Annotated in this window: 14 protein-coding genes; 6 read left to right on the forward strand and 8 right to left on the reverse strand. The window is 62.3% G+C overall.

All coding sequences use genetic code 11. The annotated features are described in order from the left end of the window. Positions 1-163: 163 nt before the first annotated feature. The 5 genes from FR728_RS06505 (at position 164) to FR728_RS06525 (ending at position 5,784) form a co-directional block, all read left to right on the forward strand. The gene (locus tag FR728_RS06505) at positions 164-1,741 is read left to right on the forward strand and encodes an ABC transporter substrate-binding protein (RefSeq protein WP_149891771.1); all 1,578 of its coding nucleotides are present in this window, start codon (positions 164-166) and stop codon (positions 1,739-1,741) included. A 104-nt stretch (positions 1,742-1,845) separates the two neighbouring features. Continuing rightward, positions 1,846-2,823 carry an ABC transporter permease gene (locus tag FR728_RS06510; RefSeq protein ID WP_149892248.1) on the forward strand — a complete coding sequence of 326 codons (978 nt, stop codon included), beginning with the start codon at positions 1,846-1,848 and terminating at the stop codon, positions 2,821-2,823. After that, positions 2,820-3,731, forward strand: coding sequence for an ABC transporter permease (locus FR728_RS06515; protein ID WP_149891772.1), 912 nt, complete (start codon positions 2,820-2,822; stop codon positions 3,729-3,731). Before FR728_RS06510 ends, FR728_RS06515 begins: the two co-directional genes overlap by 4 nt. Further along, positions 3,728-4,789, forward strand: coding sequence for an ABC transporter ATP-binding protein (locus tag FR728_RS06520; RefSeq protein ID WP_149891773.1), 1,062 nt, complete (start codon positions 3,728-3,730; stop codon positions 4,787-4,789). The genes FR728_RS06515 and FR728_RS06520 overlap by 4 nt, the downstream gene beginning before the upstream one ends. Then, positions 4,786-5,784, forward strand: coding sequence for an ABC transporter ATP-binding protein (locus tag FR728_RS06525; protein WP_149891774.1), 999 nt, complete (start codon positions 4,786-4,788; stop codon positions 5,782-5,784). Before FR728_RS06520 ends, FR728_RS06525 begins: the two co-directional genes overlap by 4 nt. A 40-nt stretch (positions 5,785-5,824) precedes the next feature. Here FR728_RS06525 and rfbA read toward each other — a convergent pair whose 3' ends face one another. The 8 genes from rfbA to FR728_RS06565 all read right to left on the reverse strand — a co-directional run bounded on the left by rfbA (position 5,825) and on the right by FR728_RS06565 (position 18,387). After that, the gene (rfbA, locus tag FR728_RS06530; protein WP_149891775.1) at positions 5,825-6,697 is read right to left on the reverse strand and encodes a glucose-1-phosphate thymidylyltransferase RfbA; all 873 of its coding nucleotides are present in this window, start codon (positions 6,695-6,697) and stop codon (positions 5,825-5,827) included. Between the two features lie 65 nt (positions 6,698-6,762). Next, positions 6,763-7,656, reverse strand: coding sequence for a dTDP-4-dehydrorhamnose reductase (gene rfbD / locus FR728_RS06535; protein WP_149892249.1), 894 nt, complete (start codon positions 7,654-7,656; stop codon positions 6,763-6,765). A gap of 2 nt (positions 7,657-7,658) precedes the next feature. Then, positions 7,659-8,729 (reverse strand): dTDP-glucose 4,6-dehydratase, encoded by a 1,071-nt coding sequence (rfbB, locus tag FR728_RS06540; protein ID WP_149891776.1) that lies wholly within the window; start codon positions 8,727-8,729, stop codon positions 7,659-7,661. 1 nt (position 8,730) lies between these two features. Further along, a complete protein-coding gene (gene rfbC / locus FR728_RS06545) occupies positions 8,731-9,306 on the reverse strand; it encodes a dTDP-4-dehydrorhamnose 3,5-epimerase (protein WP_149891777.1) in 576 nt (191 codons plus the stop codon). Positions 9,307-9,591: 285 nt separating this feature from the next. Continuing rightward, positions 9,592-10,911, reverse strand: coding sequence for an HlyD family type I secretion periplasmic adaptor subunit (locus FR728_RS06550; protein ID WP_149891778.1), 1,320 nt, complete (start codon positions 10,909-10,911; stop codon positions 9,592-9,594). A gap of 1 nt (position 10,912) precedes the next feature. Continuing rightward, positions 10,913-12,877 (reverse strand): type I secretion system permease/ATPase, encoded by a 1,965-nt coding sequence (locus tag FR728_RS06555; protein ID WP_149891779.1) that lies wholly within the window; start codon positions 12,875-12,877, stop codon positions 10,913-10,915. A gap of 306 nt (positions 12,878-13,183) precedes the next feature. Further along, positions 13,184-16,174 (reverse strand): right-handed parallel beta-helix repeat-containing protein, encoded by a 2,991-nt coding sequence (locus tag FR728_RS06560; protein WP_188318807.1) that lies wholly within the window; start codon positions 16,172-16,174, stop codon positions 13,184-13,186. Between the two features lie 365 nt (positions 16,175-16,539). Further along, positions 16,540-18,387 (reverse strand): asparagine synthase-related protein, encoded by a 1,848-nt coding sequence (locus FR728_RS06565; RefSeq protein ID WP_149891781.1) that lies wholly within the window; start codon positions 18,385-18,387, stop codon positions 16,540-16,542. 150 nt (positions 18,388-18,537) lie between these two features. On the opposite strand from FR728_RS06565, the gene FR728_RS06570 reads away from it, so the two are divergent. Then, positions 18,538-19,959 (forward strand): oligosaccharide flippase family protein, encoded by a 1,422-nt coding sequence (locus FR728_RS06570; protein ID WP_149891782.1) that lies wholly within the window; start codon positions 18,538-18,540, stop codon positions 19,957-19,959. Positions 19,960-20,105: the final 146 nt, after the last annotated feature.

Below are 20,105 nucleotides of genomic sequence, written 5' to 3' on the forward strand. Positions count from 1 at the left end.
CGATCCTTGCGTTTTTCCACCGGCCTGCAAAGAGCGGCTTCGGTTCTAAGTCTATGACTTAAACGCATAGACTATTGGCTTTTCATACGAAATTGGATTGCTAGGATACTCGGCAAAAATGATGCTCGCCTAAAAAATAAGCTTCCAGACATGGGGACTACGAATGAAGAGAATTCTGGCCGCAACTTCGATTGCAATGGGCCTGCTGTCGTCGGCTGCCTGGGCCGATGATCTGACGATCGGCCTTTCCTCCGAGCCGACCGCGATCGACCCGCATTATCACAACCTGACGCCGAACCACTCGCTGACCCGCCACATCTTCGACCCGCTCATCGGGCAGGACGAAGTTCAGGGTCTCTATCCGGCGCTTGCCGTGTCCTGGAAGCCGATTGATGACACGACCTGGGAAGTGAAGCTGCGCGAGGGCGTGAAATTCCACGACGGTACCGACTTCAACGCCGATGACGTGGTCTTCAGCTTCGAGCGTGCGCCGAACGTGCCGAACTCGCCGTCCAGCATGTCGACCTACACGAGCGGCAAGACTATCGTGAAGGTGGACGACTACACGATCCACGTGAAGACCGAAGGCCCGTATCCGCTGGTGCCCAACGAGATCTCCCAGATCGCGATCATCTCCGACAGCATCAAGGACACCTCCACCACCGCCGACTTCAACTCCGGCAAGGCCGCCATCGGCACCGGTCCGTTCAAGTTCAAGGCCTTCGTGCCGGGCGACAAGATCGAGATGGCCGCCAATGCCGACTACTGGGGTGGCGCACCGGGCTGGGACAACCTGACCTTCAAGCCGATCCCGTCCGATCCGGCCCGCGTGGCAGCCCTTCTCTCGGGTGACGTGGACATCATCAACGATGTGCCGACCAGCGACGTGGAGACGCTCAAGACCAAGGCCGCCGATCAGGTCAGCCTCTGGCAGGGCAGCTCCAACCGGGTGATCTACCTGCACCTGGACCAGTTCCGCGAGAACTCGCCCTTCGTGAAGGGCGTCGACGGGTCCGACATCAAGAACCCGCTGCTCGATGTGCGCGTGCGCAAGGCCCTCTCCATGGCCATCAACCGTCCGGGCATCGTCGACCGCGTGATGGAAGGCGTGGCGCTTCCTGCCGGCCAGCTTCTGCCCAAGGGCTTCTTTGGCGTGTCCGAAAAGCTGCAGCCGCTGGATTATGATGCAAAGGGTGCCAAGGCCCTTCTGGCGGAAGCTGGCTATCCGGACGGGTTCGAGCTGACCATCCACGGCCCGAACGACCGCTATCTCAACGACGCCAAGATCGCCGAGGCGGTTGGCCAGATGCTCACCCGCATCGGTCTGAAGATGCACGTGGAAACCATGCCGCGCTCCGTCTTCTTCACCCGTGCGTCCTCGGGTGCCGAAGGTCTCCCGGAGTTCTCCCTGATCCTGGCCGGCTGGGGTGCCGGCTCCGGTGAAGCGTCTTCTCCGCTGAAGTCCCTGGTGCACACCTATGACAAGGCTGGCGGCTTCGGCTCTTCCAACCGTGGCCGTCATTCGGACCCGGAAGTCGATGCCCTGATCGAAAAGGCTCTCGCCACCGTGGACGACGACAAGCGCCGCGCGCTTCTGGTCGAAGCCACCGAGAAGTCCATCGAGAACGTCGCGATCATCCCGCTGCACTTCCAGGTGAACACCTGGGCCACCCGCAAGGGGCTCGCCTATGAGCCGCGCACGGATGAATACACCATCGCCATGGGCGTCTCGAAGAACTGAGGCCTGCCTCATCGGGACCCGGACCTTGCGGCCCGGGTCCTTTTCCAAGGCTTAACAGCTGCCCTTCCGGTTCCCGCCGGGAGGGCTCGGTGCAAACGGATCCCATGCTCGCCTTTCTCATTCGCCGCACAGGCCAGAGCGCAATTGTCGTGCTGCTCATGGCCACCATCGTGTTCTTCGGGGTCAACGTGGTTGGCGATCCGGTTCACATGCTCGTCAGCCCCGACGCCGATCAGGCGGAAATCGAACGGGTGATCCGCCAGTTCGGTCTCGACCGTCCCGTGATCGAGCAATACGGACTGTTCCTCAAGGGAGCGATCCAGGGGGATCTGGGCACGTCCTTCATCTTCGGTCAGCCTGCCGTGCAGCTCATTCTCCAGCGCTTTCCCGCGACCCTGGAGCTGGCGGTCAGCGCGCTGGTCATTGCCCTCGTCTTCGGCATTCCGCTCGGCGTCTACGCCGGCATCCGGCCGGACACGCGGAGCGCGCGGGCCATCATGGCCGCTTCGATCTTCGGCTTCTCCCTGCCCACCTTCTGGGTTGGCATCATGCTGATCATGTTCTTCTCCGTTCAGCTCCAGTGGCTGCCCTCCACCGGGCGCGGGGATGTGGGCTCCTTCCTCGGGATCGAGAGCTCGCTCTTCACCCTCGATGGCCTGCGCCACATAATCCTTCCGGCCAGCAACCTTGCGCTGCTGAAGATGTCCATGATCATCCGCCTGACCCGTGCCGGCGCGCGCGAGGTGATGCAGCAGGACTACATCAAGTTCGCCCGCGCCAAGGGCCTGAGCTTCGGGCGCATCGTCCGCGTCCATCTGCTCAAGAACATCATGATTCCGGTGGTGACCGTGCTGGGCCTGGAATTCGGCTCGCTGATCGCCTTCTCGGTGGTGACGGAATCCATCTACGCCTGGCCGGGCATGGGCAAGCTTCTGATCGATTCCGTTCTCCAGCTCGACCGGCCGGTGATCGTCGCCTACCTGATGATCGTTGTCTTCCTCTTCGTCCTGATCAACCTGATCGTCGACGTGATCTATTCCGCCCTCGATCCGCGGGTAAGCCTGACCGGAGCCAAGTCGTGAGCGCGTCCCTTCCTTCCTCCCAGAAGCCCCGCTTCAAGGACACCAGCCTCGGCGTCTTCGTCAGCCAGTTCCTCGAAAGCCCCGTGGCGGTGGTGGCCCTCGCCATTCTCGTGGTCATCATCTCGCTTGCGGCCCTGGCTCCCTGGATCACGCCGCAGAACCCCTATGACCTCGCCCAGGTCGACATCATGGATGCCCGCATGGAACCGGGGGAGGAGGCCTTTGCCGGCTATACCTTCTGGCTCGGCTCCGACGGGGCAGGGCGCGACCTCTATTCCGCCATGCTTTACGGCCTGCGGATCTCCCTTGCGGTCGGTGTCTTCTCCGGGCTGATCGCCATGGTGATCGGCACCGTGATCGGTCTGACGGCGGCCTATGCGGGCGGCCGGATCGAGACTCTGATTATGCGTCTGGTCGATCTCCAGCTGTCCTTCCCGGCGATCCTGATCGCGCTCATGCTGGTGGCCGCCCTAGGAAAGGGTGTCGACAAGATCATCATCGCCCTGGTGGCGGTGCAGTGGGCTTATTACGCCCGCACGGTGCGTGGCAGCGCCCTGGCCGAGCGGCGCAAGGAATATGTGGAGGCGGCGCGCAATCTCGGCCTGTCGCCGGCACGCATCCTCTTCGGCCAGATCATGCCCAACTGTCTGTCGCCCCTGATCGTCGTCGTGACCATCCAGACGGCTCATGCCATTGCGCTGGAGGCGACCCTGTCCTTCCTCGGCATCGGCTTGCCCCAGACTGAACCCTCCCTCGGGATCCTGATCTCCAACGGCTTCGAGTACATCCTCTCGGGCAAGTACTGGATCTCCTTCTTCCCCGGTCTGGCCCTTCTGGTCACCGTCTTCTGCATCAATCTCGTCGGCGACCAGCTGCGCGATGTTCTGAACCCGAGGCTGGCGAAATGACCGAGACCGTTCTGTCCATCGACAATCTCCAGACCCATTTCTTCACCCGCGGTGGCGTGGTGAAGGCGGTCAACGGCGTGTCGCTCTCTGTCAATCGGGGCGAGATCCTCGGCCTCGTGGGGGAATCCGGCTCCGGCAAGTCCATCACCGGCTTCTCGATCCTCGGCCTTGTGGACGAGCCCGGCCGCATCGTCGGTGGCTCCATCCGCCTGCTTGACCGCGAACTCGTCGGACTGCCCGATCCGGAGCTCCGCCGCCTGCGCGGCGGCCGCATGGCCATGATCTTCCAGGATCCGATGATGACCCTGAATCCGGTCCTGCGCATCGAGACCCAGATGATCGAGGCGATCCAGGCCCACGAGAAGGTGAGTCGCAAGGAGGCCTGGACCCGGGCCCGCGATGGTCTCGCCCAGGTCGGGATTCCCTCGCCGGAAGAACGGCTGAAATGCTATCCGCACGAGCTCTCCGGCGGCATGCGCCAGCGGGTCGCCATCGCGATTGCCTTCCTCAACCGGCCCGATTTCATCGTGGCGGATGAACCGACGACCGCCCTCGACGTGACCATCCAGTCGCAGATCCTGGCCGAGGCGCAGAAGCTGTGCCGCGACAGTGGGACGGCGATGATCTGGATCACCCACGATCTCTCCGTCGTGGCCGGCCTCGCCGACACGATCGCGGTCATGTATGCGGGGCGCGTGGTGGAAACCGGTGCTGCCGCCGAGGTGGTCGCCGCCCCGCGCCATCCCTACACCAGCGGCCTCATCCGCTCGGTGCCGGGCGAACACATGACCGGCAAGCGCCTGTTCCAGATCCCGGGCATGACCCCGTCGCTCCTCAGGCTCGGCGCCGAATGCCCGTTCAGCGAACGTTGCTTCGCCCGAACCCCGGTCTGCGCCCAGGTGCCAGATCTGGTGCCGGATCTGGTGCCCGGCCATGGTGCCACCGAAGAGGCCGCCATCGGCGACAACCGCCACCCGCGTGCAGTGCGCTGCCATCACCCCTTGAGCGCGGCGGAACCGCTGCCGACCGGACCCCTTTCCGCGGAGCTGCCGTCATGACTGCCCTTCTCGATATCCGCAATGTCTCCAAGGTCTTCCGAACCCCGCTCGACGGGGCTGAGAAGCTGGCCAATCTTGTGGGGGCGAACAACCGAGAGATCCGCGTCCAGGCGACCGACGACGTGTCCCTGTCCCTGAACCGGGGCGAGGTTCTGGGCGTGGTCGGAGAATCCGGCTGCGGCAAGTCCACCCTCGGGCGCACGGTCGCCGGCATTCACGAGGCGACCTCCGGCGACATCGTCTGGAAGGGCAAGGCCCTGTCCCAGATGACGTCGCGCGAGCGCAAGGCTTATGTGCTCGCGGTGCAGATGATCTTCCAGGACCCGTTCTCCTCGCTCAATCCGCGCAAGCGGATCGTGCAGGCGGTGAGCGAGGCACCGGTCGCCCACGGGCTGATTTCCCGGCGCGAGCGGGACGACTACACGGTCGAGATGCTCAATCGGGTTGGACTGGATCCGAGCCTGCGAGACCGCTTCCCGCACCAGTTCTCTGGCGGGCAGCGTCAGCGGATCGGCATCGCCCGGGCGCTCGCGGTGAACCCGGAGTTTCTCGTGTGCGATGAATCCATCGCCGCCCTCGATGTCTCGATCCAGGCGCAGATCATCAATCTCTTCATGGATCTGCGGGAAGAGCTGGATCTGACCTACATGTTCATCAGTCACGATCTGTCGGTGGTGCGCCACATTTCCGACCGGGTGGCGATCATGTATCTCGGCCGGGTGGTGGAGCTGGCCCCCACCTCGGAGCTCTTTGCGAAGCCCTTGCACCCCTATGCGGAGGCTCTTCTGGCCGAGGCGCCGGACCTGCGCGCCGGCAAGCGCACGTTCCACCCGATCAAGGGGGAAGTGCCGTCACCGCTCAATCCGCCGTCCGGCTGTCATTTCCATCCGCGCTGCCCGCAGGCGACCGAAATCTGCAAGGCGGTGAAGCCGGAATTGCGGGAGGTGGCGCCCGGTCGTCAGGCTGCTTGCCATCTGCTCTCGGACGCCGCCTAAGGCGCAGGCTGAGATCTGTCTCGCGAAAGGGTCGGGCTCGTCAGAGCCCGCCCTCAGCGATGCTGCGCAGATAGACCGAATAGGGGCCCTTGCCCTGGGCATTTGGCGAGGCGAGCAGGGTTTGCGTGTCGATGAAGCCGCTGCGCCAGGCGATTTCCTCCGGGCAGCAGATCTTGACGCCCTGGCGCCGCTCCAGCGTGCCGACAAACTCGGCTGCCTCCAGCAGGCTGTCGGGCGTGCCGGTGTCGAGCCAGGCAAAGCCACGGCCCATCAGTTCCACGGTCAGGTCGCCGCGTTCCAGATAGGCCTTGTTCACGTCGGTGATTTCCAGTTCGCCGCGGGCCGACGGCTTCAGGTTGGCGGCAATCTCCACCACGCTGGCGTCGTAGAAATAGAGCCCGGTCACCGCATAGTGGGACTTCGGCCGTTCGGGCTTCTCCTCGATGGAGATCGCCCGCATGTTCTCGTCGAACTCCACCACCCCGTAACGCTCCGGATCGGCCACCCGATAGGCAAAGACCGTGGCGCCGCTGGTCAGGGTCGCGCTGCGTTGCAGCTGGTCGGTCAGCCCGTGGCCGTAGAAGATGTTGTCCCCGAGCACCAGACAGGACGGCTTGCCGTCGACAAAATCCGCTCCGATCGTATAGGCCTGAGCCAGCCCCTTGGGCTCCGGCTGTGCGGCGTAGGAAATGGAGATGCCCCACTGGCTGCCATCGCCCAGCAGGCGCTTGAAGTTCTCCGCATCCTGCGGCGTGGTGATGATCAGAACCTCCCGGATGCCGGCCAGAAGCAGGGTCGACAGCGGATAATAGATCATCGGCTTGTCGTAGATCGGCATGAGCTGCTTGGACACAGCCATGGTGATCGGATAGAGGCGGGTGCCGCTGCCGCCTGCGAGAATGATGCCTTTCATGTCGAAATGCTCCTTGGGGTCGGCGTGTTGGTTGGGCGGCCCGAACGGGTGGCCAGATGGAGGTTTCAGCCTTGCGTCTCGTTCAGAATCCGGCGGATGACCGGCTCCAGCGAAAGGCGCCACTCCGGCAGGACGATCCCGTGGACCGTTTCCAGCCGGCTTGTGTCGAGCCGGGAATTGGCCGGACGCAGGGCGCGGGTCGGATAGGCGGTGGACGGGATCCGTTCCACCTGTGCATGGGGACCGTTGAGCTCTGCGGAAAGCCGGAAGATCTCCTCGGCGAAGTCGGCCCAGCTGGCCTCGCCCCGGGCGACCAGATGAACGGTGCCGCGAAGGGTCTCGTCGTCGGGCCGCTCCCGCAGCAGGTGCGCCAGATCGATCAGCCCTCGCGCAATGTCATGGGCGCTGGTCGGGTTGCCGCGCTGGTCGTCGACCACCCGCAGGACTGGCCGGTCGGCGGCAACCCGAAGCATCGTCTTGACGAAATTCTTGCCGAAGGGCGAATAGACCCAAGCGGTGCGGGCGATCACATGGTTCGGATTGGCGGCGCGCACCAGCGCCTCGCCGGCAAGCTTGCTCTCGCCATAGACACCGGTGGGGCCGGTCGGATCGCTCTCTATGTAAGGAGACATCTTGTCTCCGGCAAAGACATAGTCGGTCGACAGGTGAACCACCGGCACGCCAAGCGCCTTCGCGGCCTCAGCCACGGCGCCGGCCCCTGCCGCGTTGATCGCGTGGGCAAGCTCCGGCTCGTCCTCGGCCCGGTCTACCTCGGTGAAAGCGGCGGCGGACACGACAGCGTCCGGCGCCAGGGCACGCAGGGCGGGAAGGATCCCGTCCGGCCGGGTCAGGTCGATGTCGGGGCGTCCAAGCGGCAGGATGGTCAGTCCGAGCTCGGGCCCGATCTCCATCAGGGCACGCGCCACCTGACCCTGCGTGCCGGTGACCGCAAGGCGCACGCTCATCGGGCAACCTCTTTCGGCGTTTCGTTCAGGACGCCAAGGCGCTGGCCGTCATAACGGGTCTGCAGCGGGCGCCACCAGTCCTCGTTCTCCAGATACCAGGTCACGGTCTTGGCGATGCCGGTGTCGAACGTCTCCTGCGCCTTCCACCCCAGCTCGGTTTCCAGCTTGGTTGCGTCGATGGCATAGCGCTGGTCGTGGCCGGGCCGGTCGCGCACGAAGGTGATCAGCCGGTCATGGGGCGCGCCCTTCGGGCGCATCTGGTCGAGCAGGGCACAGATGCGGCGCACCACATCGATGTTGCGCACCTCATTGCGTCCGCCGACATTGTATTTCTCCCCGAGACGGCCCTTGTCGGCGATCAGATGCAGGGCACGCGCATGGTCTTCCACATAGAGCCAGTCGCGGATGTTGCTGCCGTCGCCATAGACGGGCAGGGGCTTGCCATGCAGCGCGTTGAGGATGATCAGCGGGATCAGCTTTTCCGGGAAATGGTAGGGCCCGTAATTGTTCGAGCAGTTGGAGACCACCACCGGCAGGCCATAGGTGCGCTGCCAGGCGATCGCCAGATGGTCCGATGCCGCCTTGGACGCGGAATAAGGCGAGGACGGGTCGTAGGCAGTCGTCTCGCTGAAAAGTCCGGTCTCACCCAGCGACCCGTAGACCTCGTCGGTGGAGACATGCAGGAAGCGGAAGCGCTCGCGGCCCGCAACGTCCAGCCCGTTCCAGTAGGTCCGCGCCGCATCAAGCAGGGTGAAGGTGCCCACCACATTGGTCTGGACGAAGTCGCCCGCGCCGGTGATGGAGCGGTCCACATGGCTTTCGGCCGCCAGGTGATAGATCCGGTCCGGACGGAAACTGTCGAAGACCTCGCGCACCGCGCTCCGGTCGCAGATGTCGGCCTGCACGAAGCGGTGGTTCGGCAGGTTGTCGACAGACCGCAGGGAGTCCCGGTTGCCCGCATAGGTCAGCTTGTCGAGGGTCAGAACCTCGGCCCCCACGTCGCGCACCAGATGGCGCACCAGCGCCGAACCGATGAAGCCGGCACCGCCGGTCACGATGATCCGCATGTCAGTTCGCTCCCGCGGTTTCCAGGGTGAAGGGGCTCTCGATCTGGGCCAGGCGCGGCTGGGTCTGGTCCTTCGGCGACAGCACGAGACGGTCGGCAGCAAAGGGCCAGTCGATGGCGAGATCCGGGTCATCGAAGGCGATGCCACGGTCGCACTCGGGCGCGTAATAGTCGGTGACCTTGTAGAGAACGGTCGTGTCGGGGACGAGGGTGCAGAATCCATGGGCAAAGCCCGCCGGCACCCAGAGCCAGTGTCCGTTCTCCGGCGTCAGTTCGGCTGCCACATGCTGCCCGAAGGTGGGCGAGCCGCGGCGAATGTCCACCGCCACGTCCAGGATCGCGCCGCGCAGGCAGCGGACCAGCTTGCCCTGGGCATGGGGCGGGGACTGGTAGTGCAGGCCGCGCAGGGTGCCCTCCGGCACGGAATGGGAGATGTTTTCCTGAGGAAAGACGGTCGGAAGCCCGGCGTCGGCGAAGGTCGAGGCGCGATAGACTTCGGAAAAGCTGCCGCGGTTGTCACCGAAAGCCTTCGGCTGGACAAGGACGACATCCGCAATGCTCTGTCTGGAAAGGATCACTGCAAGGCCTGTTTGAAACGGGAGCGGCGCGAGCCGCAGGGTAAAAATCAGATCGTCAAAACACCCTAATGGCTTACGGCAAATGCCTCCGCAAGGCAACGGAGGGTCGCTGTCTGCGACAGTGGGGGCGCGGTCTTTTCTGCCTCAGCGTTAAGGCCGAGGGTTAACGGCGCGTGGCGGGACACAGGAGGGACTGGAGGCGGGCGCATGCGCGCGAATGAAAAGACCCCCGGACGCCGATTGGGTTACGACTTCCGGGGGCAGGGTTAGGGGTTTGCCGGGTGATCAGCTCTCGCGCCAGGCGTGCCTCAGGCTCTGGCGCAGGGGCTGGGTCAGATAGGCAAAGGGCGTCTGTTCCGAGGTCTTGATGTAGACTTCCGCAGGCATGCCAGGCACCAGGTCATGGTCGCCGATCTTGGCAATCTCGTCCTTGGGCAGGGCCACATGGACGGAGAAATAGGCCGCACCGCTGCGCGGATCCGTCAGGGCATCGGCAGACACATAGGCGACACTGCCGCTCAGGCGCGGGGTTTCGCGCTTGGACAGTCCGGAAAAGACGATATCAGTCGCAAGGCCGGCGAAGACCTGATCCACGTCCTCGGGACGGATGCGGGTCTCGATGATCAGGTCATCCTTGTTCGGCACGATCTCGAGCAGGGTGGCACTCGGTTCCACCACGCCACCGATGGTGTGGACGGTCAGGTCCACGACGGTGCCGCTTTCGGTGGCCCGAACCACCAGTTGCTCGAGCGAATGGCGGGCATCAAGCAGCTGCTGCGCCAGCTCGTACATGGCTGCCTCGTGCTTGCCCAGCTCGTCGTTGACCTCTTCCTCGAAATCCATCGTCACCTGCAGGACCTGCAGGTTGGTCTGGGCGATCTCGGCTTCTGCGGCGGCAATCTGGGCCTCCAGATCTCCCTTCTCGCCCTCGAGTGCGGCCATGGCACGCTGCAACTCCAGAACCCGGGACTTGCTGACCAGATTGCGGTCGAGCAGCTGGTTCAGGATCTCATGTTCTTCGCGGCTGAGCTTGGCCCGGTCGTTGACAGCCTTGGACTGGGACATCAGACCGTCGATCTTGCCGGTGAGCTGACGGATCTTCTCGCGCATCACCTTGACCTGACCGTCCAGCGCATTGCGCCGCGCGGTGAAGAGCCTTTGCTGGCTCTCCAGGATCTGGGCGACGCTGCCATCGGCGCGGCGGAAGAGAAGATCGTCGGAGAAGGAAATTTCCTCCGCATCCTCGATTTCGGCCCGCAGGCGCGCAACCGTGGCCTGCTCCAGATCGTAGCGGCTCTGGATCACGTCGAGGGACGCGCGGGCCTTGGTGTCGTCGAGACGCAGCAGCACATCGCCAGCCGTGACCTTCTGGCCGTTCTCCACCAGAATGACCCGGATGGTACCGCCTTCGGCCGCCTGGACGATCTTCCGGTTGGTGGCGACCTTGAGGGTGCCGCTGCTCACCACCGCGCTTGATAGCTTGGCAAAGGCGCTCCAGGCGCTGAAGCTGCCCAGGCCGAGAACGATCAGCGCCATGCCGAAGACGATGGCCGGCCGCGGGTTGGTAGGCGGCTTGTACAGGAGCCGGGTGTCGGTCTTGCTCATGTCAGGCAGTCCTTGACGAGTTCGAAGAAGCCAGCAGACGCGGGTCGGCCGGGCCGGTGGCCTGTTTCTGCGCCGGGGTTTCCGGTCCCTGAGCGGGACCTGCTGCGGCGCGCTGCGCGGCGCGATAGAGATTTGCCAGCACGACTTCCGCCGGGCCGAACTGGTCGATCAGCCCGTCGCGCAGCACCAGAACCTTGTCGACATTGTGCAGGATCGACGGGCGGTGGGCGATGATGACCACCGTCGTCCCGCGGGCCTTGAGGTTCGACAGTGCCTGTTTCAGCGCCCGCTCACCCTGGTCGTCCAGGTTGGAATAGGGCTCGTCCAGAACCACCACGGCGGGGCCGCCATAGAGCGCGCGGGCAAGGCCGATGCGCTGGCGCTGACCGCCGGAGAGCACCGACCCGCTCGGACCGACCACCGTGTTGTAGCCGTTGGGCAGGTGCAGGATCATGTCGTGCACGCCTGCCTCGCGGGCGGCCTCGATGATGGCTTCCGGATCCTCGTCGCCGAAGCGGGCGATGTTCTGGGCAATCGTGCCGTCAAAGAGCTCCACCGCCTGAGAGAGATATCCCACGTGGGGTCCAAGTTCCGCCCGGTCCCAGTCGCAGACGTCGGAGCCATCGATCCGGGCAGCGCCCTTGGAGGTGGGCCAGACACCCACGAGCAGCCGGGCCAGCGTGGACTTGCCAGAGGCGCTCGGACCGACCACGCCCAGAGCCTCACCCTGGGAAATCGCGAAGGAAATGCCCTTGATGACGGGGGTCTTGCAGCCTGGAGGCGCGCCTTCCAGCCGCTCCACGGACACGTCGCCCGCCGGACGGGGAAGCCGAAGCTTGGGTTGCTCGTGTTCGCCTTCCTTCATCACCTTGCGGATGCGGCTGTAGGCAGCGCGCGCCATGATGAAGGACCGCCAGTTGCTGATGGCGCCTTCGACAGGTGCAAGGGCACGTCCCATGATGATGGAGGAGGCGATCATCGCGCCGGCCGAGATCTGCTGGTTCAGGGCGAGATAGGCCCCGGACCCCAGAAGGGCGATTTGCAGGGCGGGGCGCACGAACTTGCTGATGGCCGTCAGAACACCCGCGTGGTCGCTCGCGCGAGCCTGATGGGCGAGACCCGCCTGATAGTGAGTCTGCCAGCGCTCACGCAGCCGGTCCGACATGCCCATCGCCTCGACCGTGTCCACCTTCGAGGTCACCTCACCGGCGAATTGCTTGGCCAGGTTGAAGTGGCCGGCGGATTCCGTCAGAGGCTTGCGGGTGATGCCCTCGCTGATCAGCGCGAGGGTGAAGAGAATTCCTGCGCCTGCCAGCGCAATGCCGAAGAGCAGGGGATGCAGCATCAGCATCACCCCGAGGAACAGGGGCGTCCAGGGGGCGTCGAAGAAGAAGAACAGGCCCGATCCGGTGAGAAAGCCGCGCAATGTGTCCAGATCCGAAAGCGAGCTGGATTTGGTTCCGCGGGACGACTGACGCACGAGGGCGGTGAAGAGTTCGCCGCTGAGCAGATCGTCGAAGCGGCCGCCCAGCCGGACCAGGATGCGCGATCGCACCCCCTCCAGCATGGCACTCACCGCCATGAGGGCCGTTGCCGCAAGCGCCAGATAGAAGAGGGTCGCAAGGCTTCCCGAGGAGAGGACCCGGTCATAGACCTGCATGGTGAAAATGGGGCTGACCATCACCAACACGTTGATCACGAAGCTGAAGAAGGCAACTGCGACGATGAAGCGCCGGATCTCGCCGGTGGCCTTGCGGAAGATCTTCCAACTGTTGGGGTGCGTGGAGGTCGGCGTCCCGCCCAGATAGGGTGCGGGCAGAGACGTTTTCTCGCTCCGCGCCTGCTGCGTCCTGGATGCGGTCTCATCTGCACGGCCCGGGGCATCACCGCCGGTCGTTCCGCCAAGACGCCGGTTCTCTTCCTGGAAGTGTTTGCGGATATCGCGCCAGGTCTCTGGATTGCGCATCGCCAGGGGGTTCCAATCTTCTTGCAGTTCGCTCGGTCGCGGGATTCTCTTTGCAGAAGTAACAATGGGTAAATTTACCGAAGTTCTATCCCGTTGTTTCTTCAAGTCTCTGAAATGACCTTGCGTTTGAAGGCCTTAAGAAAGCGCAAACGGGAGTTGCAAGCGGGGACTGAAGGAAGTCATCGCAAGTTGTGGCGAATTCAATTCATAACCGACTGATGCCGTTCGGGAATGCGCTGCGCAAACGAAGAAGGGGCCCGGATCGGAAGATCCGGGCCCCTTGCAGTCAGGTTTCTCGATCAGGTCTCAGGCGACCAGGGAGAAGTTGTCCGCCGTCATGTCCTCGAGGTTGACGCCGACCAGCTTGACGCAGTCAGTGGTCGACCAGGAGAAGGCAGCGTCCGGGCCATCCAGATTGACGTAGAGCTCGTCATGGACGGTGAACAGGCAGGCCAGGGCATCGGCCGCGGTGGCGAAGCCCAGGGACTTCAGGACGATCTTGTCCTCTGCCACGTTGAAGTCCTGGATCACGTCACGCCCCGAGCCTTCCTCGAAGACGAACTGATCGATTCCGGCACCGCCAGTCATGTTGTCCCGGCCAGCCCCGCCGATGAGGACGTCATTGCCGTCGCCACCATAGAGCTTGTCCTGCCCAGTCCCGCCGATCAGGGTATCGTTGCCGGCGTCCCCGTAGAGTGCGCTGTAGTCGACATCGCCGGCGATCAGGAGATCGTCCCCGTCTTCGCCATAGAGATAGTCCCGACCGTTGCCGCCGCCGACGAGCATGTCATTGCCCGCGCCACCAAAGAGCTTGTCGGTGCCTTCACCGGCATAGAGGATGTCGTTGCCATCGTTCCCGAAAAGCGACTCGCTGCCGTTACCGCCATAGATCACGTCGGCACCGTTGCCGCCTTCGGCCACGCTATAGTTGCCGTCGCCCAGGTAGATGGTGTCCGCTCCGTCACCACCGTAGATGCGGTCCTGGCCGCCGAGTCCGTAGATCTCATCATTGCCGTCGGTGCCATAGAGGTGCTCGCTGTCGAGACTGCCCTTGATGACGTTGGGCACTTCGACCGGGGTCTCGGTGTCGCCACCGGATCCGGTGCCATCGCCCGAACCCGCACCATCGCCCCCATTATTGGACCCGCCATCGGTGATGACGTCCTCTGCAGCGGCTGTGAGCGTAGCGAGGGTCTCGCTGGCGCTGGCGATCTGCTCAGCCGTGAAGGCACCCTTGATGAAGGCCAGATTGTCGATCAGGCCGGAGAAGCTTTCTCCCCAGGGATTGCCGAGATAGATCGACTGACCGGACAGGCCGACCTGAGTCGCCCCAACCCATCCCTCGATGCGACCAACCTCGGTCCCATCGACGTAGAGGATTGCAGCGCCGGTTTCTCCGGAGAAGGTCAGGGCAATGTTGTGCCACTCGGCGTCGTCGAGACCGATGTCTCCAGTGCGGATCCATGCGGATCCCTGGTCAGTTACCACGGAGACAGCAAGACCGCTGCCTTCGACATTGACGACGAAGCTCTTCGAGAAGTTGAGGATACGCCCGCTCGAGGTCTCGTTGCCTTCATCCTTCTTGTAGTCGACGAGAAGCGTGTAGGCCTCGTTGTTGAAGAATTCGGAGGTTGTCGCGTACTTCACGGTGGTGCCGTTCAGGCGAATGGCCTGGCCGTCGTCATGATCCTCGTAGGTCGCACCAGTGCTTGCGGCAGCCATCATTGACGCCGACGCTGCCGTTTCGAGCTGGTCGAAGTCGAGCAGCATGGTGATTGGCGACTCCACCGTCACGGTCTTGGTCACGGTGATGACCTCTCCGTCGGCGAGCGTGATGGTACCCACCACCTTGTAATCGCCGGCATCCGCGAATTTGTGGGAAACGCTGTCACCAGACGCCTGGCGACCATCGCCGAAGTCCCAGGAGATGGTCGCGCCGGTAAGGTCGACAGGATTGCCCTCATCGAGGATTTCCGACACCGAGAACCCATGCGTCAGGCTGTCGAGGCCCTTGCCGGTTTCATCGACCACGTAGCCGGAGATCCCGTCCATGGTGGTGGAGCCATAGACGGTCAGGGCCGCCCCCACACCCATCTTGGCGACGAGGCTGTCAGGCAGGGCCTGCAGGTCGATCAGTTCCGCGTCGAAACCTGCGAAGGGATTGACGAAGAGATGACCCACGTAATTGTCAGCGGTGGCGTCGGTTCCCTGCACGAAGAGATTGTTGGTCACCGTTATCGTGTCGAGATTGACGTTGGTTTCGTCATCGAACGCCATTTCATAGGACAGGATATTGTCCTTGATCACCACGTTCTTGGTGTCATCGCGCAGCACGATGGTCGGGCCGTCCTGAGCATCGCCGCTGCTCTGAAGCAGGGTGTTGTTTTCGATGACAACGCCGTCACCGTTCTCGATGCGGATACCCTGACGGTCACCATTGTAAATCACGTTGTTCGAGATCGTGACATTCTCGAAGCCCAAGCCGTTGTGGTTGTCGTCGAGATAGATCCCGAGCAGGGATTGGCCGTCACCCTGTTCAAAGAAGTTGTTGGTGATCGTGATGTTCTGGCTTGCCTCAGTCTGAGTGGAGGGGCGGGACCAGAAGTGGACGAAATCACCGTGGTCGCCGGCGCCGCCGAGCTGCCAGGGATGGAAGTCGTAGAAATGGTTGCCGTCAACGGTCACATTGTCCACTTCCGCTCCACGCAGCGGAGACGAGCGAAGATCGTGAATTTCCGTGTTCAGCAGCTCGAAACCGTCCGTCTGCCCGACGACAATGCCGTTCTTGAAGGCAGAAATATCGCTGGTCTCGATCGTGATGCCGGTGCACTGGCTGATGGTGAAAGCGCGGCCGGTGTAAAGACCCAGGACATTGCCCGTCTCATCCAGACCACCAGCTTCGGTCTCCGGCGGAACGCCATTGACCGCCGGGCCGCCCGTAAAGGTGGAGTTCGAGAAGGTTATATCTGCGCAATCCGTGATCTTGACCGCAGAACTGAAGGCATAGGTCTCTTCATCGGGGATGAAGTCCACATTGATACCGTCGAAATGCAGGTTCGAGGCGTCACGCATCGTGATGATATTGAAGGTCGCCGGGTTCTCGGCGTCCGCGGACTTGATTGTCACCTCTGAGGCAAAGTTCAGATCGGAGAAGGTGAACTCTCCGTAGTTGCCGCCGTCGAGAAGGATGGTCTCCCCACCCGTCGCAACCTCGAGGGCCACGGCCAGTTCAGCTGCCGTAGAAACGTGAATGACGTTTGCCTCGTTGCCGGAGGTCGCTGCGAAATTGTCTGCCATTTTCAGCTCCGATGTCGGTTCGTGCTGAGAGTGATCTAGCATTCGCGTCTTGCTCGCCTCTTGCGTCAGGCATCGGGCATTTACGCAAATTTTAAACGCATTCTCACTCAAGGGTCGGGTGCTCGTATTCACCTCGATCCTCGGCAGATAATCCTTATAATTCTCAAATATCCACGGTTTAATTTGATTGTTGTTTTTGCCATTGTCAATTTGGGTAAATAAAGTATTGGCGTCTGCGCTCGATGTGCAGGCTGTCACGAAGATGAGCGCGAAAACAAACAGGGTAGCTAGTGCTGCAGCTAATTTTCGTAAAAATTCAAGTGGCACATTTAACTTTGGAGTAATCATGTCGAGATCTTTGGTCGTCATTGCGTGATTTCCTCTCGACTTGCCTGAAGTGTGACTGCTCGCGCAGAGCCTGGGGTCGGGGTCAAGTAGCCCAAATGGAAATGCATCGGTAAGAGATAGCCGAGTGTCGTGCGCCCTGCCGGAACCTTGGATTGGCGCATCTGATCGAGGAATGCGGGATCGAGGACGCCTGTCTGGGCAAGCTGATCCCAGTTGATCCGTTCGAGGATTTCCCGTTTGGCCAGTTTGGACTGAAAGCTCTCTCCACCGAGATTGAGCTTGCGAGCACCTGCGAAGCGTTGCCGAAGTTTGGTGCTGAGCTTCCCTGCCTTGTGCCGCCAATCCGAGAGCCTTGCGCTGACGCCTGAAGAAGAGCGATGCGCGGGAATGAGCCCGGTGTCGAGGGGAAGGTGACCGAGTTGACCGTCGAGACGCGTCAGGACATCGCAAAACAGCTTCGAATCTCGTTTCGCCGCCACCGGAAGGCCCTTGGCCCAGGCAAGATACTCGCGGTGGAAGAAGGGGGCGAGGATCATGCGATTGCTCATGGCCCGGGTCAGACTGTTTCCAGCCCACTGGCGCATGCGCTGGTTGAGATAGAAAGTGTCGAGTGCCTGACCGAAGGGCTCGTCACCTGTCGCGAGCGCCTCCTTCACGCTTTCGCGCAGGGTAGCACCGATCCGAGAGCCGAGATCGTCCGCAAAAAGCGATTTCGGGGCTGCGTCATTGGTCATGAGCCGCCAGCTGATCAGCCTGTCGATGGCATCTTCCGAAACAGGTTTGTCAATTGGAAGGGCGGGGTAGTAAAAGCCGCGCGCATATTCTCCGTTCACGCCTCCAAGCCTGGTGGCGCCGAGGAGATGATCGTCCACGCAATCGATGGTCAGGCGATCATGAATGTTGCTCGTGAAATCGTCCCTCAAGGCCACGCGCGAGGCGCGAGCCCAGATCTGGTCAGGTTGCTCCAATCCGAATGATGACAGATCGAGCACGTCATGATCCATATCGAAGAGCGATGCAATTTGCCCGGCGGTCGTGATGTCAGGGGAGGGGGCGTAACCAATCGTGTGCGCCAGCATTCCGACGCGAGAGGCCTGGGGAATGGCGGCGAGGATCATGCGGGAGTCCAGCCCCCCGCTCAATTCCATGCCCGCAGACGGAGCTGCGTCAAGGCAACGGGCAACGCTCCGGCGAATGGCTTCGCATCCGGCTTCGACGGGGTCGTCCGGCAGATCGATGTATGGGATGGAGAGGGGCTCTTCCACAATCTCGCCCCCGCGAAGCCTGGCCCGGAACCCTTGTCTCACCATGGTGACGCCTGAGATCGTTGATCGATTACCGATCCGATGGCCTGCAGTCATGAATGTCAGAAGTCCGGCAGGGTCATAGGGGAGCGAAAACACCCGCGAGAGAACGCTCGATTGGGTGCACAGCACGGCGCCGTGCGCGTGGGCATGCGCGAAAAGATGAGCGAGGCCCAACCGGTCCGGGCAGGCGACGATCTCGCCGTCCTTGGCGGCAAAGGCGAGAAACGGCGGCTCGAAGTCATCCAGGAACGCCACACCGTAAGACGATAGCCCCTTCACCAGATCATTGGCGCCGAGGGCCCGGCCGTCAGTGGAAAGCGCGAGATGATTGTGCAGCAGAACCCAAGATGTGCGTTCCTGACAATCACCTGAGGCAATGTTTGATCGTGGGTAATTGGTGAGCAGGATCGCGTCATCGGCCACATCGATGCGATAGATCTGCTCTGCTCCCAGCGCTGCGATCGCGTCGACACCGTTGGAAATCAACCGCGCCTTCTCCGTCTCCGGAGCTTCACCATGAAAACAGAATGCCAGTGTACAAAGCGGAATGCGCGACATAGCGTGGAGAACCTCTTTCGTCCTGCCTGGGAAATTCAATCAGAAAAATGACTTGATCAAACAGTGGGTGATAGCGTAGCGACCTTCGCATATTTGCCCTCGTTACTAAATCCTAAACACCTTTCCGTTTGAAGATTTTCGGATTTCCTCATGTTGAAGAGCATTGCCTCGATCGGAGCGAATAACGCTGCGGTTTCCGTGCTTGGACTGGCGCGGAACATCCTGATTGCCAGGCTGATAAGCGTCGAGGACTTCGGTATCGCGAGCACCTTCGCGATCACGCTCTTCCTTCTCGAAATGTCGACCGATCTGGGCCTCAACAAGCTCATGCTGCAGGATGCCGAGGGGCGGGAGCCGAGCTTTCAAGCGACATTGCAGGCGGTCCAGTTCTTGCGTGGCCTTGTCACCGGACTGATCCTGTTCGCGGCGGCTGGGCCGATCGCCAGCCTCTTCGAGGTCCCGCATCTCGTCTGGGCCTATCAGCTCTTCGCCATTGTTCCGGTCCTGCGCGGAGCGTTGAACTTCGATATCTACCGCTTTCAGAAAGATTACCGCTTCTCGCGCTTCATCGCGGTCGATCTCGGGTCGCAGCTGGTTGCCGTGGCTTCTGCGGTGGCTTTTGGTCTGATCCTTGGCGACTTCCGGGCAATGCTCTACTCCATTCTCCTGCAGCAGGTCGCCTATCTTGGCCTCTCCCAGGTGGTGGCCGAACGCCGTTATGCCTGGGCGTGGGACCGCCAGATCCTGGGACGTGTACAGTCTTTTGGCTGGCCGTTGATGATCAATGGCCTGCTGATCTTCTGCATCTTTCACGGTGACCGAGTCATTCTGGGAAGTCTTGAAAGCCTGGAGGACCTCGGCTGGTTCAGTGCCGCTTTGGCCGTCACGATGACGCCTGCTCAGGTTACTGCCACAACGCTTCAGTCCATCCTGCTGCCGCGTCTTTCCGCAACGTCGGCAGGCTCTGAGAAGGGTCGAGAGATGGCGGAAGGCGTCTTGCGCCTGTCGCTCGTTGCGGCTGCCGGGTTCGTTGTCGGCTACGCGGCCTTCGGTCCACTGCTGATCGCGGTCCTCTATGGCATCAAATACGAGGTTGCACTTGGCTTCATCGGCTGGCTCGGGCTGATGCACGGTTTGCGGCTAGCGAGGACCGGGACCTCCATCGTCGCCATTTCCCGGGCCCGGACGCGCAATCCCATGCAGGCAAATATCGTGCGGGCGCTGTTCGTGCCGGTGGTCTGGTTCGTGGTCCAGTCGGGTGGCGGCATTGAGGGACTGGTCCTCGTCGGCATCCTTGGCGAGCTGGCGGCGTCGCTCGCCTCGCTCTATCTGTTGAACAGGGTGTTCTTGGTGCGCGTGTCGGCGCTTCTTCCGTCGCTTGGACTGATGGTCCTTGTTCTTTCAAGCGTGGTCGCAGTCAATCTTCTTGCCCCGTCCTCGCGGGAACACCTGTTCAATTTCGGCTTTCTTCATGTTCTCATGCTAGTTCTGACAGGGGTGTTGATCTGGAAAACGCCCGAGGTTCGCGATCTTCTGTCCTACTTGAGAACGTCGAAGGGGAAGGGGCGGTAGCTGGTTGCCTCTAAGGGGCTCATCGTCATGCGGATTTTGTCATCTGAGGGGACGATGGCGCATGGGACGAAATTCGAGGGGCGGTTCGGCGATTATCGGCTGTCTCATCGGGGGATTTCAGGTCTCCCGGCATATGTTGAACGGTT

The sequence above is a fragment of the Roseibium aestuarii genome (genome assembly GCF_008477545.1).
GTDB classification, from domain to species: Bacteria; Pseudomonadota; Alphaproteobacteria; order Rhizobiales; family Stappiaceae; genus Roseibium; species Roseibium aestuarii.

Bases quoted from the DNA above. Each gene is read 5' to 3' on its own strand.
- FR728_RS06505 (WP_149891771.1), top strand. From the start codon at position 164: ATGAAGAGAATTCTGGCCGCAACTTCGATTGCAATGGGCCTGCTGTCG.
- FR728_RS06510 (WP_149892248.1), top strand. From the start codon at position 1,846: ATGCTCGCCTTTCTCATTCGCCGCACAGGCCAGAGCGCAATTGTCGTG.
- FR728_RS06520 (WP_149891773.1), top strand. From the start codon at position 3,728: ATGACCGAGACCGTTCTGTCCATCGACAATCTCCAGACCCATTTCTTC.
- FR728_RS06525 (WP_149891774.1), top strand. From the start codon at position 4,786: ATGACTGCCCTTCTCGATATCCGCAATGTCTCCAAGGTCTTCCGAACC.
- rfbA (WP_149891775.1), bottom strand. From the start codon at position 6,697: ATGAAAGGCATCATTCTCGCAGGCGGCAGCGGCACCCGCCTCTATCCG.
- rfbB (WP_149891776.1), bottom strand. From the start codon at position 8,729: ATGCGGATCATCGTGACCGGCGGTGCCGGCTTCATCGGTTCGGCGCTG.
- FR728_RS06550 (WP_149891778.1), bottom strand. From the start codon at position 10,911: ATGAGCAAGACCGACACCCGGCTCCTGTACAAGCCGCCTACCAACCCG.
- FR728_RS06555 (WP_149891779.1), bottom strand. From the start codon at position 12,877: ATGCGCAATCCAGAGACCTGGCGCGATATCCGCAAACACTTCCAGGAA.
- FR728_RS06560 (WP_188318807.1), bottom strand. From the start codon at position 16,174: ATGGCAGACAATTTCGCAGCGACCTCCGGCAACGAGGCAAACGTCATT.
- FR728_RS06565 (WP_149891781.1), bottom strand. From the start codon at position 18,387: ATGTCGCGCATTCCGCTTTGTACACTGGCATTCTGTTTTCATGGTGAA.
- FR728_RS06570 (WP_149891782.1), top strand. From the start codon at position 18,538: ATGTTGAAGAGCATTGCCTCGATCGGAGCGAATAACGCTGCGGTTTCC.